General features: G+C 35.0%; 1 protein-coding gene. It reads right to left on the reverse strand.

Features of this window, described 5'->3' with window-relative positions; translation table 11 throughout:
* Window positions 1-263: DUF3817 domain-containing protein (locus HC175_RS19050; RefSeq protein WP_168139746.1), on the reverse strand; the 263-nt coding region annotated here is incomplete at its 3' end.
* Window positions 264-431 lie beyond the last annotated feature (168 nt).

A 431-nucleotide genomic window follows, 5' to 3' on the forward strand; every position in this document is an offset into this window, starting at 1 on the left:
TAAAAAGGCCCCAGGGGAAGTACAGAACTTGCACAAACAATGAACAAGGTTTTATAGCTCCATTCCAGGGGTTTAAAAAGTAAAAGGGCGCCGAAAATATAGGTGACAAAAAGAATTCCGTGAGCCATTCCAACCGATTGTACCATTTGAGGAGCATCCCAAATGTACTTAAGGGGCATTGCGATCAATAGCAGGACCAAAAAAGAAATTCCTTCTAAAATACTTACCCATTTAAAGATCTTTACCTGTGCATCCAGTGACATAATTATCAATTTTTTATGGCTGCAAATATACTTTAAACTGGTGGAAATGTTCCCCTTAAAAGCAGGTCTTTTTATACCATTATTATATAGATTTTTTTCCTTTTCAGATTTATCTCAAAGGTATAACTGAAGAAAAAAAGTATGGTATTTTCTTCATAAAGTACCTGT

The sequence above is a fragment of the Salinimicrobium oceani genome (genome assembly GCF_012037645.1).